Origin of the sequence: Streptococcus sp. Marseille-P7375 (assembly GCF_902460365.1) — a bacterium.
GTDB classification, from domain to species: Bacteria; Bacillota; Bacilli; order Lactobacillales; family Streptococcaceae; genus Streptococcus; species Streptococcus cristatus_I.
This window is the reverse complement of the sequence record NZ_CABPTR010000001.1, coordinates 445923-459854: the sequence shown is the minus strand read 5'-3', so window position 1 is coordinate 459854 and position 13932 is coordinate 445923. Positions and strand designations below refer to the sequence as shown.

General features: G+C 44.5%; 9 protein-coding genes. 1 reads left to right on the top strand and 8 read right to left on the bottom strand.

The genetic code is table 11. The annotated features are described in order from the left end of the window. Window positions 1-26: 26 nt before the first annotated feature. From FZ954_RS02345 to FZ954_RS02330, 4 genes are all read right to left on the bottom strand, one after another. Window positions 27-1667 carry a hypothetical protein gene (locus FZ954_RS02345; RefSeq protein WP_148876717.1) on the bottom strand — a complete coding sequence of 547 codons (1641 nt, stop codon included), beginning with the start codon at window positions 1665-1667 and terminating at the stop codon, window positions 27-29. Further along, window positions 1657-2400, bottom strand: coding sequence for an ABC transporter ATP-binding protein (locus FZ954_RS02340; RefSeq protein WP_148876715.1), 744 nt, complete (start codon window positions 2398-2400; stop codon window positions 1657-1659). Before FZ954_RS02340 ends, FZ954_RS02345 begins: the two co-directional genes overlap by 11 nt. Window positions 2401-2510: 110 nt before the next feature. Further along, a complete protein-coding gene (locus FZ954_RS02335; protein WP_148876713.1) occupies window positions 2511-4124 on the bottom strand; it encodes a M20/M25/M40 family metallo-hydrolase in 1614 nt (537 codons plus the stop codon). A 125-nt stretch (window positions 4125-4249) separates the two neighbouring features. Then, entirely contained in the window at window positions 4250-7294 is a 3045-nt protein-coding gene (locus tag FZ954_RS02330) for a CocE/NonD family hydrolase (protein ID WP_148876711.1), read from the bottom strand. A 178-nt stretch (window positions 7295-7472) separates the two neighbouring features. Here FZ954_RS02330 and FZ954_RS02325 point away from each other — a divergent pair, with 178 nt between their 5' ends. After that, the gene (locus tag FZ954_RS02325) at window positions 7473-8921 is read left to right on the top strand and encodes an alpha-amylase (protein WP_148876710.1); all 1449 of its coding nucleotides are present in this window, start codon (window positions 7473-7475) and stop codon (window positions 8919-8921) included. A 71-nt stretch (window positions 8922-8992) separates the two neighbouring features. Here FZ954_RS02325 and FZ954_RS02320 read toward each other — a convergent pair whose 3' ends face one another. The 4 genes from FZ954_RS02320 to glpO all read right to left on the bottom strand — a co-directional run bounded on the left by FZ954_RS02320 (window position 8993) and on the right by glpO (window position 13890). Further along, complete coding sequence (locus FZ954_RS02320; protein ID WP_262366215.1) at window positions 8993-9943, bottom strand: alpha/beta fold hydrolase; 951 nt, start codon at window positions 9941-9943, stop codon at window positions 8993-8995. A 119-nt stretch (window positions 9944-10062) separates the two neighbouring features. Continuing rightward, entirely contained in the window at window positions 10063-11100 is a 1038-nt protein-coding gene (locus FZ954_RS02315; RefSeq protein ID WP_148876705.1) for a M42 family metallopeptidase, read from the bottom strand. 190 nt (window positions 11101-11290) lie between these two features. Beyond that, window positions 11291-11995, bottom strand: a complete 705-nt coding sequence (locus tag FZ954_RS02310; RefSeq protein WP_148876703.1) for an MIP/aquaporin family protein — start codon at window positions 11993-11995, stop codon at window positions 11291-11293. A gap of 68 nt (window positions 11996-12063) precedes the next feature. Continuing rightward, window positions 12064-13890, bottom strand: a complete 1827-nt coding sequence (glpO, locus tag FZ954_RS02305) for a type 1 glycerol-3-phosphate oxidase (RefSeq protein WP_148876701.1) — start codon at window positions 13888-13890, stop codon at window positions 12064-12066. Window positions 13891-13932 lie beyond the last annotated feature (42 nt).

Genomic DNA, 13932 nt, shown 5'->3' with positions numbered 1-13932 from the left:
GCTGCTAAGCTTTTTATTATGGTCAATTAGCAATTAAAACTAGCAATTTCGCTATCAAGTTTTTTCATATAGTAGCGATAGATCAGATAAGAAACAAGTCCACAAATCAAAATCAGCAGAACAGAAAGGAGATAGAGAACCGTGAGAGATAGGTAGTATGAAATCGCATAGAGAACGCCAATCACGATCATCACTCCAATGGTAAAGGCTAGTGCCAATAGGGTCTTACCCATACTATTATCTCGAGTCATCAGCTCGTTGACATTGGACCAGTTGGTCACCAAATGCTTATAATCTCGATGATAGCCCCAAGCACTCCAAGCTAGACTGGCCATAAACCAAACCAGCAACATAACGAGAAACGTCACCAAATGAACATGGAAGATAAGACTAGTCACCAAAAGAAGAATCACTGGTAAAATGGACTGAATGGCAAAGAGATACCAAAATTTGAGACGAACGTATTTTCTGAGCTCAAAAGGCAAAACCTTCAGATAATCAAAATTTTCCCGCTCCAAGGATATACCAATAGAGGTCAGATTATTCCCGCCCGAATTGAGGGTGGCGATAAACATAGATAGGAAGCTAAGCGGAAGTAAAAATCGTGGAATCAAGAACGGGCTAACATCCAGATCTGCATTGATTGCTCCCATGGCCATACTAAAAATGATGATGTAAGGGATCAGTGCCGACATGAAGAGAGCCTGCAAGATGACCGAACCTTCACTCAGCAGTCGAATGTGGTAGCGCCAGACGAACTTCTTGAAATTCTTGGCCTCGTCCATATTGATATCGTGCACCCGCTCACGTTTGCCACTTGCTGCACCTGTCATCAAGGCTGCTTCATAAAATTCTGGTATGACCTTGAACTTAACCATCAAGAAGAGCAGAGCCGCCACGGCAAGCCAAGCTAGAATTCCTAAAATTGCAGACAAGCTAAAAGGATTGATGATAAAGTCGTAAAAGGCTACAACTGGCGGGAAATAAGGTGTGGCTATTGTATTGCTGGCGATACTACGACTGTTCATTTGATTGATAAAGATATAGAGTCCTACCGAGCCAAGGGAAACCAGACCCAGAATCACATTGGATAGGATGGTCTTATACTTTCTAAAGAAAGCTGTCTTGGTGATAAAATGCACCAAAATCAAAATGACAAAAGTTATAACCGAGCTTAAAATGACAATCGAAATCAAGGCCATAGGCAAGCCGACTAAAGGATTTCCGCCTTGAAGACCTAGAACGATGAAATAGCTATACATGGGCAGAATTGCAATCAAGAGAGTCAGGACAACAGAGATGCTCTTTCCGACAATAATTTCTGACTCACTAAAGGCATAGGGCCGATAGGACTGCAAATCCTTGCTTTCATAAAAGACATTATAGAAAACGAGGAAGCCCTGCGACATAGAAAATACAGCAAATATGGAGACCATATTGGCAAAATGTCCTGGATTGCCCACCATGTGATTGAAAGCACTCATGATACCAAAGAAGAACAGGTAGACCAAACCCAAAATCAAATACATTCGAATAGCCTGCAGGGAGACATTGACTTTTACCTCTGGATTTTTTTCTTGCTTCTTGCGGTATTGTTGCAACTGCGATGCTTGAATCGCATAAAGAATATTGATATCAACTAATTTTTTAATCGCTTTAAGGCGCATCTGGACTCACCTCTTCTCTGCGACCAGCCAGACCTAGATAGATGGTTTCGAGGGACTGGTCTGGATGCTGGGCTTTCAGGTCTTCAACCGTTCCGTAGAATATCAGCTCTCCTTTTTTGAGAATAGCAATCTTATCACATAGCTGTTCAGCCACTTCTAATACATGAGTTGAAAACAGAACTGTATTTCCCTTATCAGCATGCTCACGCATCATCTGTTTAAGATCAAAGGCTGCCTGAGGATCCAAGCCCGTCAAAGGCTCATCTAAGACCCAGATATCTGGATCAGACAAAAGGGCACCAATGACAAAGACCTTCTGCCGCATACCGTGTGAAAACGACTCAATTACTTCATAGCGATGGCTAGCAAAGTCAAAGATAGCCAGCAGTTCACCCAAACGAGCTTCTACTTCTGCCGTGGTCATATCGTAGGAAGTCGCCACCAGCTCCCAAAATTCATTGGCTGTTAGGCGCAAGAAAAGGTCAGGAGAATCAGCTACATAGCCGATTTTTTTCTTGATTTCTAGACGATTACTGGATAGTTCCTTGCCGTCCACAAAAATTTGTCCCTGTGTCGGATTGATGACACTGACCAAAGATTTAATGGTCGTTGACTTACCCGCTCCATTATGACCGATGAGACCGACAATCTCACCGCTTTCCAAGGTTAGATTCAGGTGGTTAAGCGCCAGCTTGCCATCATAGTCTTTTGTAACATCTCTAAATTCAATCATGAGAAACTCCTTTACTATGTTTTAAGCTTATTATACTATCTTAAAAGTTATTTGTCTTAAAATGAGCGAAAAAGTTCGGATTTTGTTTTAAAACAAGCCAGAACCATCCTTTAGACCTTGAAAGCTTGAGCATTTTCCAGCAGATAGAGCAAGAAATTGGGAATGGTTTCCAGCATGTCCTGCTCATAAACACGCTCAGTCAGCTGATGCAAGTCCTTGCCCCATGGACCGAGATTGATACCGGGGATATGATTGGCCGCAATTTCTGGGAAATCCAGATGATAGAGATTCTCAGGAACAGGCATACTGGCAATCAGGTCTTGGTATTCAGCGGCAGGCTTCTCCAAGGCACAGTAACTAAGGTCACAGATTCCCATGAAGAATTCATCCACTTGGAGCTGACAACCAGCTTCCTTGTCCAGATAATCTCGATAGAGTTGAATGACCTTGTCAATCCTAATCGGACTGTCTGACAAGCGGCGACAATTCATAGATGGATAGTATGGCGGCGCGATCGCTAAGACAACCAAAGCTTCCTTACGGTCGTAGAAATCTAAAACCTTCTGGATATTTTGAATGCTGATTTCTTGATAGGAGGCACCCTCTTGCAGAGCCTGCTGTGCTTCTTCATAAATTTTCTTCAAGGTACCTTCAAAACCGACTTTTTCTTGGCATTCTTGCAGTAATTCCTGATAGGTCAGCACGCGCGGTTTCGCTACAAGCTTGCTTTCTTGATAGACTTTCTGAAGCTGACAGTAGTTTTGATAAAAGCCATCCACTGCTTCCTGACTGAGATTCTTTATGGTCGCCAGTAGCTCTGTCGGGCTCTTTTCTAGATAGAGGACGCTGAAATAACCTGCAGCACGCAGCACAGTTGACACATCATAATTTTCCTTCAAATCACGTAGATAAGACCAAGATGGCAGGGGCGAGCGTTCGCCGTAGGCCATGTCGGATAGAGCCGGATTAAGGTCAATTTTTTCAGCAACTTTAGCCAGCAAGGATAGAGCATTGACCCCCTTGAGTGGTTCTTTCATATGAGAAAGGATGCCTTGAGTCACGACTACTGGCATCAACTTGCCGACTGTTCCTATGTGAAGCACCTTTTCCTCCGCTGACTGGCTTTCAAAAGGCTCAGAATCCACCGCCAGAAGGTAATGAAGATTGAAGCGCTCCTTCAATTCAGCAAGCAAGGCTGTTGCTGCCCGCATGCCTTGGGAATAGGACTCCTCATCTCCGACCGAAAGATAAAGCAAATTGACCTGACCAGACTGTATCTGGCTGTATCTTTCCACCACTCCCAGCTGCAAGGCCAGAGCCGCTTTCATGTCGCAAGATCCCCGACCGAACTGCCACTTGTCTGACGCAATATCTGCTAAAAGATCTGAATCTGAAGAAATGGAGGGTAATTTTTCTTTGAGGTACTGATTATCAAAAGCCCAGTCTTTGAGACTGCCAAAGTCCTCAATATCCACTGTATCATGATGATGAAAAAGAATAACGGTGTCAGCCGTATCTCGCTTGACCAGAGCCCAGTTAACACTACGATTATAAAAATCATTTGGAATCTGATAGCAGCCAAACTGTTCTGAATGCTCCTGAAAATAAGGAATCTCCCCTATCCGCTCCTGAAGAAAGGCTTCAATCTTCCGCTCAGAATTAGTATGGGTGAAACTTTCAATCGCCATACTTTGGTCAAAAATATCTTGAATATACTGTTTCATTCTTTCTACCTCTCTGTTTGCTGGCACTTCTGACTTGCAGGCCATGGCCAGCTGAAAGACGATAAGGCAAAAGCAGCCAATCTTTACCTAGTCAGGAATGTTTGGCTGCTTTTATCTTGTAATGACTAACGACGAGAATATTTTTTAACAAGGCCAGACATGCCGAATGTGCTGACAAGAAGCACCAAGCCTAGATAGAACATTCCTTTTTCTGAGTGGCTACCAGTTTTTGGCAAGGAAGCTGCGGCTTGTTGAGCTTGTTGAACAGCTGCCTGCTCCACTTGAGACGCTTCTGGTTGACTAGCCAATTGCTGCACCTGAGGCACCACTTTCTGACTGCCTAATTGCTGCACATGGTCAGCCGTTTCTTCCTGCTCTTCTTTACGTCCAACCCTCGAATCGACTGACGGAGCTTCTTGTTGCGGCTCCTGTCTATCAAAGATATATTCTGGAACTTCTCTGATTTCTGGTGCAACTAGCTTTTCACCAATAATTTCAGGTAAGTTGGCATATTCCGTATCAAGAGCATTTGCTACATAATCAGCTTTTTGTGACCGACTAGCTTCCACGGTCGGTACTAGCGCACTAATAGAATCCGTCTTGAAAGTCACCGCATACTGACGCTTAATCGTCAAGTCGCTAGGATCATAAGTATTGAAGACCAAAGCTAGCTTGTGGCCTTTTTTCACCGTGTAAAGATTCGGCTGCAAATACATGGTATAATCATGGAATTGGCCGACTTTTGGCTTAATACTCTTTTCTGAACTAGACGGTGTATAGCCTGATTCTGGATTGGCTAAGTTTAGCCAGCCCTTGGCAATGACCTTGTATTTAGTTTTGGTTGTTGCAAAATTTTTAACATCCAGATTGCTAAGATTGCTACCCATCCAGAAGTCACCAGCCTTACTGTCATCACTAGCAGAACCATTTCCAACAACATCAAACTCTTGGTCTGATACATCTACCAAGAGTGCATTGACCTGTAAGTTTTTGCCACTTCCCTTGGCTAAAGCGGCCTTGAAGTGAACTGGAATATGGCCTTTGATCGTCGTGTCTTCTTTGACTTCTGTCATAAAGGTCATGTTGGCCTTAGAAGAAGCTTGACTGACTGCCTCATCTCGCTTACTAATGTCAATCCCAGCAGCCGCATAGTCACTGGAGATGGTCTCTTCTAGACGTTTGGACTTAGCTGTCAAAATCAAACGATTGGTGCTTTTCCAATTGTCATAGCTCGTCCATTTATTTGGATCGTAGTTATTTTGTGCCAAGACAGCAGGAAGCTTGCTAACATCGTTCTTGACATCGTAAAGATAATGAGAGAACCAAATATTGAGCAAGTCGTAGAAATCTTGATTGTTGGCTTTGATACCATAACCTCGAGAGATAGCTGCTGGATGGACATGGTCTCCTTGGTGGAGGTAGAGTTTTACGTTTTGTCCCGCTTTTTTCAAGACATCATACATAAGCTCAAACTGTTTGGTTTTGACATTGTCATCATTTAAACCATGTACCAGCAGGGCGCTAGTCTTTATCTTTCCTGAATTCAGGGTATAATCGCGTTCCCGCCAAACTTGGCTATAATTGCGACCGTGAGCTTTTTGGTCCTTGTTTAGCTGATTGATGTAGTCAGCATACTTGTTCCAGATTGAAGCCCAATCGTCTTGATCAAGCATTCGAGTAGAAACATAGAGTGATAGCCAAGACAGATCACTGTATGGCGGATTGCTGTAGGCTGTTCCTTGACTATTGAAATAATCATACCAGCTAGCAATTCCTGCGGCTGGAACGATGGTTCTCAGACCTTCTACACCCGTTGTTGCCACACCGAAAGTTGTCGTACCGGCCCAAGATAGGCCAGTCATGCCGACCTTACCATTGGCCCAGTCAGCCTTGATTTCAATATTGCTAGTTCTGTCCGTGTAGGCTGTCCGTTTACCGTTGACCCATTCGACAATATTTTTAAAAGCTTCTACTTCCAAATCAGATCCAGTTGTATTGAAGCCTTCTGAACCCTTAGTACCCAGACCAGCACTGGAAACAAAGGCATAGCCGCGCACTAGGAAGTAATCATACCAGTTCAAATTCTCGTAATCATGAATCCCTTCATAAGGGCTATAATAGTACCAATCTGACGCCTTGGCCTTTTTCGCCGCATCAATACTGCTCATGCTGGAAATGGGTTGGCGCTTAGCAGGCTTATTATGCAAACTCTTCATATCATAAGAACCGTTTGTCGGCAGATTGAGACTTTCCAAGGTCACATAGTTTTCATCCAAAGTCCCTGCGACGTAAGGACGCGCTTCTAAAATTGTCGAAGCCTTAAAATCGCCTTGGGCTACTGCTTTCGGAAGTTGTACGATAGCCTTGACGAGGTCACGCTTTCCGTCTCCATCCGTATCATGATCTGTTTCAACATAGACAGGAAAACGGACGATGTCGCTTTTCTCATACGAATAGTCTTTATCTTCCTTAGCTCCACTGCTGTATGGGAAAATTGGCTGCGCCCGACCATTCAAAAAGAGCGGTGCTTTCTTTTTAGCACGATAGGCATCATGCAGCCGCTTGGCAACAGCATACATAGTCTGTAGATTGCTCCCTTGTACGCGGGCCGTCAAATCAGCCTCCTTGTCAATCATTCCCATGCTCTTAGCTAGATTCACCCTATCTTGGGCACTGGTACCTAACTGAGATTCATTGACAGCTGCCCATTTCAGTAGTTCATCGACTGCTTCCTGCAGGGTTAATTCCTTATCAGCCAAGGCTGGATTTGAAAGGCTTCCAGTATAAGCAGACAGATCTTGGCCTTTAGCAGTAACAGGCACAACAGAAGGCACTAAGCTAGCATCTTGAGCCAAAGCTAAAGGTGGCGAGTCCAATGATGAAGGAGCTTTTCCAGAGTCCACAACTGGTTTTTCAGCAGTGACCGATTCCTCTTCTTGCTTTTCTGGTCTTGCAGTATCCGACGATTCCTTGCTTTCAACCTCTAAAACTGCTGGCTGCTGGACTGAAGACACCGGTTCAAATGGCTTTGCGACAGCTTCTGTTTGAAGAATTTCCTTGCTTTCGACATTCGCCTGGCTCGCCTCATCGGCTTGGACAACCTGGCCTAGGGCCAAAGGTGCAAATAGCGAGACTGATAAGAGTAACCTAACTAGTCCTTTCTTTCTCATAAAGAACCCCTTTCCTTTTTTAAGTTTATTACCTGTCCATTATACTATGTAAACGTTTCAAATTCAATGCTAGTTTTAGCTTATCATCAAAAAATATAAAATTAACTTGTATAAACGTTTGTATCATCATTCTTCTTTTGGTAAAATAGACCCATCCCAAGAATGTGAGGTATCTCGTATGGAAAATCAAACATTAATGCAATATTTTGAATGGTACTTACCAAATGATGGACAACATTGGAATCGCTTGGCGGAGGATGCTCCTCATCTAGCATCAAAAGGCATCCGCAAGATTTGGATGCCGCCAGCTTTCAAAGCAACAGGCTCAAATGATGTCGGCTATGGAGTTTATGATCTCTTCGACCTAGGCGAGTTTGACCAAAAAGGAACTGTCCGCACCAAATATGGTTTTAAGGAAGACTACCTAAATGCTATCCAAACTCTCAAAGCCAATGGCATTGAACCCATGGCTGATGTAGTTCTTAATCACAAGGCAGCTGCAGACTACAAGGAGCGTTTTACTGTCGTCGAAGTAGACCCCAACGACCGAACAAGGGTTTTGTCAGAACCTTTCGAAATCAAAGGCTGGACTAAGTTTGTCTTCCCAGGCCGCAATAAAACCTACAATGACTTTGAATGGCATTGGTACCACTTTACCGGTACGGACTATGATGCCAAAAACAACAAGTCAGGTATTTTCCTTATCCAAGGAGACAATAAAGGCTGGGCAGATGATGAGCTTGTGGATAATGAAAACGGCAACTATGACTATCTCATGTATGCTGATATTGACTTCAAGCATCCAGAGGTTATTCAAAACCTCTACGACTGGGTTTACTGGTTTATCGAAACAACAGGCGTTCAAGGATTTCGTTTAGATGCTGTTAAGCACATTGACTCCTTCTTTATGAGAAATTTTATCCGCGATATAACTGCAAAATACGGTGAGGATTTCTATGTCTTTGGGGAATTTTGGAATAGCGATGAGACGGCTAATAACGACTATCTAAAAAATATTGAATACCGTTTTGATCTTGTTGACGTCAAGCTCCACCATAATTTCTTTGACGCCAGCATAGCTGGGGCAGACTTTGACCTACGGACGATTTTTGATCAGACGCTTGCCAAGAATCATCCTGAATCAGCCGTGACCTTCGTGGACAATCACGACACCCAGCGAGGTCAAGCTCTGGAGTCCACCGTCGAAGAATGGTTCAAGCCAGCAGCCTATGCTCTCATCCTGCTACGAGAAGAAGGGCTGCCTTGCGTCTTTTATGGCGACTACTATGGTATTAGTGGAGAATTTGCCCAGGACAGCTTCCAAGACGTACTGGACAAGCTTTTGGATATTCGCCTCAACCTAGCTTACGGTGAGCAGACTGACTACTTTGACGATGCCAACTGTATCGGCTGGACTCGTCAAGGAAAGGACGGTGGGCAGCCAATCGCTGTCCTTGTCAGCAATGACCAAGCCAGCAGCAAACGTATGCTGGTCGGTTTAGAATGGGCTGGAAAAGAATTCAGCGATTATCTGGGCAAGAGCTCTCAAATCGTAACGATTGACGAAGAAGGCTGGGGAGAATTTCCAGTTGAGGAAAAGTCAGTCAGTGTCTGGTCTATCAAATAATCTGTATATTCAAAAAGGAGAGGGAATCTTTCCCTCTCCTTTTTTAGTATTTCAAGCTTATATAAAACCTACTATTTTAAAAACTGCTTTATTTTTTCTGCCAACTCATCACTAGCGTAATCATGCACATAATGAGGGCAGTCCAGTAGAATCAGCTCTGTCTGTGGATGCTGCGCTGGAAAATCCTTCTGGAAGCTCTGCCATTCTTCCTTACTGTAGCCAGTCCCTCGGCCATTTGAAGAAAATAGCAAGATCGGTCGTTCAGGAAGCTTTTCCTTCGAAACTAGCTCAGCATTTTGCTTGACCTGAGTGACCTCTTCATAAACAGAATTTGCCAATGGACGACGATAGAAAAGAGCCTTGTATACTTGCTTTTCTTCTGCTGTCAAATCCCCCACCGCAAGAGCGGGAACTTGCTTGTCAACATCATAAAATACCCGACTTAAGCCTAAATTAGCAGCCATTTGTAAGCCTTTATAAGCCAAGGGATAGAGGCTTAGGTCGGTGTAAGAACTTGGCAAGGCCATATCCAGTCCGATAATGCCTTGGACTTCTTCTGGATATTTTGCAACCCAATGAAGCGCTTCTAGTCCGGCCATAGAGTGTGCTACCAAAGTATATGGGCCAGTGATTTCAGCCTTTCTTAAAGCCTGCCTCGTCTGGGCAAGTACCGTGTTAATGTCTCTACTATCCCCTTGAATGTCATCGCTGAAGCCGTAACCTAACCGTTCGACCACAACTATGCGATAATCTTTTTCCAATCTGGAATAGAGAGCCTTAAAGTCAAGAATGGGGGACGTTGTACCACCACCTGCCAAAAAGATCAGCGTCTGCTCTCCCTGACCAGTTACATAGACATTCATTTTCTTGCCATCTACTTGAACCAGCCGACCTGAGGGATTATCAAGCAACTTTTGCTCTTTAGTCAAGCAGATTTGATGATAAGTAAAGATTAAGACCAGAGCACTGATGATTGTAAAAAGCAAACACAGAAAGAATTTCTTCAAATACCTGAACATCATAACTTTCCAAATATCTTTAAGCATCTACGAAGACTTAACCAATTGAACAAGAACAGCCATTCTGCTTCCCACAGGATACTCAAATTTCTGCCTTTTATTCAAAGCTAAATGTCCTACTCTTACTCCACCAAGGCACTTCTCAGATAAGCATCCACCATACGCTCTGTCGCGACTACTGAATCAATATGGGTACGCTCATAAGAGTGGCTGGATTCGATGCCTGCACCTAGCAGGGCGTGCTTGACTTCTGCTCCTGCGCTCATAGCTGCAGAGGCGTCTGACCCGTAAAATGGATAGATGTCCAGTTTGTAAGGAATGTCCTGCTTCTTGGCTAAATTTACCAAATGCTGGCGGAAAGCATAGTGATAAGGTCCTGAAGCGTCCTTGACACAGATGGAAACTGTGTACTCATCTGTCTGCTGGTCGTCACCCATAGCCCCCATATCAACCGCCAAATACTCTACAGCTTGCGCTGGCAGGCTGGAGTTAGCTCCGTGGCCGACTTCCTCAAAGACGCTAAAAGCAAAATGAGTCGTCACTGGCAGCTGAATCTTTTCCTCTTTATAAACGCGCAAAAGATTGAGCAAAATAGCTGCGCTGACCTTGTCATCTAGAAAGCGGGACTTGATGAAGCCTGTCTCAGTAACCGTGGTACGAGGATCAAAGGAAATAAAATCACCTACTTCAATTCCTAAATCCCGCGTTTCTTTCTCACTTATCACCTTTTCATCCAAACGAACTTCCATATTGTCCTGAGTTCGCTCAACCGTCCCAGCGTCCTTATAGACATGGCAGGAAGTCTGGTGAACTAGGATAGTACCGCTGATAGTCTTGCCACTGCTGGCCACATGGACTAGACAGTTTTCTCCTTCAATCATGTTCCAAGGAAAACCGCCAATCCGATCCAGCTTTAGGCGACCATCTGGCTTAACCGCACGCACAATAGCTCCCAGAGTATCCACATGGGCCGTCACGACCCGATGTTGAGCATCATTTTCTCCCTTAACCACGACATGAACGCCGCCTTTATTGGTCCGAACAGGCTCATAGCCCAATCCTTCTAATGTCTTCACCAGATAGTCCGCAACCTCAGCCGTAAAGCCTGTTGGAGAAGGGATAGCCGTTAATTCTTGTAAATATTGAACAGTTTGATTCATCATAACTCCTTTAGATCATTTATACTGTCAATTATAGCATAAATCCGCTGTCAAATATCGTCCTGACTGGCTCTTTTCTCCTGATTTTAGATTGTTTTAGCAAAGTCCTCGATGAAATTTGAAAATCTATACAAAAATCCTCTTCTCCAAGCATGTATCAATCTTAGAGAAGAGGATGCTTTATTTTATTCTAAAATAGGGAGAAGACTACTACTGCAAGGACAGCACCAATGATTGGTCCGACAACTGGAATCCAAGCATAACTCCAATCGCCATTTCCTTTGTTTGGAATCGGAAGGAGGCTGTGCATGATGCGAGGTCCTAAGTCACGAGCTGGGTTGAGGGCATAACCAGTCGTTCCACCAAGTGAGAGACCAATCCCGACAATCAAGGTTCCAACTGCAAATGTGCCAAGTCCTGCTTGCAACTCATAAAGTCCTAGAGCGAAGATAGTCAGTACAAGGACAAAAGTTCCAAGGATTTCGCTAATCAGATTTGAGAAGGTATCTTTGATAGCTGGTCCAGTGCTGAATGTCCCAAGAATATTAGCTGGATTTTCTTCAGCCAGATAGTGAGGCTTGAACTGTAGGAAGACAAGGAACTGTCCGACCATAGCACCTGCAAACTGAGCAAGGATGTAAGGAAGAACAGATGCCCAAGGCAAATCACCTTTCAGAGCTACTCCGATGGTTAGGGCTGGGTTCAGATGGGCTGGGCCAAGGTTGCCAGATACAAAAGCAGCGATGGCAACAGCAATCCCCCATCCCATGGTGATCACAATCCAACCTGAATTGTGGCTCTTAGTTTTGGGAAGAACTACACCTGCAACTACGCCATTTCCCAAAAGAAGCAAGAGCAGTGTTCCTAAAAATTCGCCGAATATTTCTTTCATCATTTATGTTACTCCATATAAAAGAAGGGGAGGCAGACAGTTGTTTTGCCTACCGCCTCTTCTCGTATTTTCTATTTTTTTAATTCTTCTAAATCGTTATTTGCAAGGGCAGCTTCTAGGTCATTTCGATAATCTGCTTTTTCTTCTTCTGTCCAGTCGTAGAATCGTCCCATTTCATCCAGAACAGGCTCTACAATAGCATCTAAGCTATCCCGCATAAAGAGCATGTGGTTTGTTCGGCGAAGCAAAAAGTCAACTGGGCTGAGTGCTAATTCATTACGCATAGCGTAATGTAGTGACAAGGTATCCGCTAGGCTGAGACCTGGCGCTTGCTCGATGCTGTGAGCGAGGGCAAAGACTTTAGGAACATTGGAGCCGTAAAGGTTTGCAAGATAGAAGGCTTCTTTGCTGTCTAAACCGCGTGATACACCAAGTTGCGCAAAAGCTTCGATTTCGGAATCCACATTTGCTGGGTTGAGCTCTCCACCTGAAACAGGGTAGGTCTTAGAATTGATAAGCTTGAAGCTACGGTCGAATTCTGCTTTGAGGATTTCAACGACACGCTCCATAGCGCCTTCAGCCATCTTACGATAGTCCGTAATCTTGCCGCCAGCAAGAGTCAAGAGGCCATTGTTATCACGATCTAAACTAGAGCCACGAGATACGGCAGATGGATCTAAGTGTTTTTCAGATGTACTACTTTCAAGCTTAGTAACAGCCGCTTCCACATCCTCACGAGATTTTTCTTTAGCCAGATAGCTCTCAACAGTCGCAATCAGGGCATTGAAACTTTCGTCGCTAATGGTACCGTTGTTTCCGCCATTGTAGTCAGACGCGCTGTTTCCTGTAATCAGAGGACGAAGACCAGCCCAGCTGCTTTCGATATCATCAATGGTAATATTTGCTTCTGGGAAGCGATTATTGACAATTCCCAAGAGGTAATCCACATCTTCTTGTGTTACTTTTGGATGCTCTAGGTCGCCAGTGTAGTCAGTGTCAGTCGTACCAAAGTAGGTTTTATTTTCACGTGGAAGAACAAAGACCATCCGGCCGTCTCCCAAGCCTGTATCAAAGTAGACTGGCTGAGAAACCTTGATCTTGCTAGAGTCAACTACCAAGTGGACACCCTTGGTTGGACGCATTTGTGAGTATTGCTCACCGTTATTTGACAGATTGCGCACCTTGTCGCTCCAAGGTCCAGTTGTGTTGATGACCAGGCGAGCCTTGATTTCAAAGACTTCATCTGTCAAGAGATCACGCGCAACGACTCCTGTAATCTTTCCAGCTTCATCAAAGAGGAAGCCTTCTGCCTTGACATGGTTGGCAATGAGGGCACCGTCTTGGTTGGCGCGTTTAATGTTTTCAATCACGAGGCGTGCGTCGTTGTTGCGGAAGTCAAGATAGACACCGCCGCCGACCAGGCCTTCCTCCTTGAGTTCAGGTTCCCGTTCTAGCACTTCTTCCTTACTCAAGACCTTGTTAGCAGCAGGAGTGTTGTTGACACCGGCCAAGAGGTCGTAGAGGTCCATAGCCACTTTGAGACGGAAGAGGCTGAAGGTAGCACCCTCTTCTTCGTAGACAGGCAGCAGCATAGGATCTGGTTTTGGAATATGAGGGGCAATTTGCTGTACCACGGCACGCTCAGAAACTGTATCTGAGACCACCTCTACGTCGAATTGCTTGAGGTAACGAAGGCCACCATGGACCAATTTGGTAGAGCGGCTAGAAGTCCCTTCGGCAAAGTCCTGCATTTCAATCAGACCGGTCTCCAGGCCACTTGCAGCTGCTTGCAAGGCTACTCCAGCACCGGTAATCCCACCACCAATAATCAGGAGGTCCAAGGTGCGTTCCTGCATCTTTTTAATCGATAATTCACGTGTTTTCTTTGAAAATTCCATATTTATACACTTTCTAACTTAGTCATTTCATGCTTCTACTGA

What these genes read in the sequence shown, in the direction of transcription:
- FZ954_RS02345 (WP_148876717.1), bottom strand. Translation starts at nt 1,667, where the DNA reads ATGCGCCTTAAAGCGATTAAAAAATTAGTTGATATCAATATTCTTTAT.
- FZ954_RS02340 (WP_148876715.1), bottom strand. Translation starts at nt 2,400, where the DNA reads ATGATTGAATTTAGAGATGTTACAAAAGACTATGATGGCAAGCTGGCG.
- FZ954_RS02335 (WP_148876713.1), bottom strand. Translation starts at nt 4,124, where the DNA reads ATGAAACAGTATATTCAAGATATTTTTGACCAAAGTATGGCGATTGAA.
- FZ954_RS02330 (WP_148876711.1), bottom strand. Translation starts at nt 7,294, where the DNA reads ATGAGAAAGAAAGGACTAGTTAGGTTACTCTTATCAGTCTCGCTATTT.
- FZ954_RS02325 (WP_148876710.1), top strand. Translation starts at nt 7,473, where the DNA reads ATGGAAAATCAAACATTAATGCAATATTTTGAATGGTACTTACCAAAT.
- FZ954_RS02320 (WP_262366215.1), bottom strand. Translation starts at nt 9,943, where the DNA reads ATGATGTTCAGGTATTTGAAGAAATTCTTTCTGTGTTTGCTTTTTACA.
- FZ954_RS02315 (WP_148876705.1), bottom strand. Translation starts at nt 11,100, where the DNA reads ATGAATCAAACTGTTCAATATTTACAAGAATTAACGGCTATCCCTTCT.
- FZ954_RS02310 (WP_148876703.1), bottom strand. Translation starts at nt 11,995, where the DNA reads ATGATGAAAGAAATATTCGGCGAATTTTTAGGAACACTGCTCTTGCTT.
- glpO (WP_148876701.1), bottom strand. Translation starts at nt 13,890, where the DNA reads ATGGAATTTTCAAAGAAAACACGTGAATTATCGATTAAAAAGATGCAG.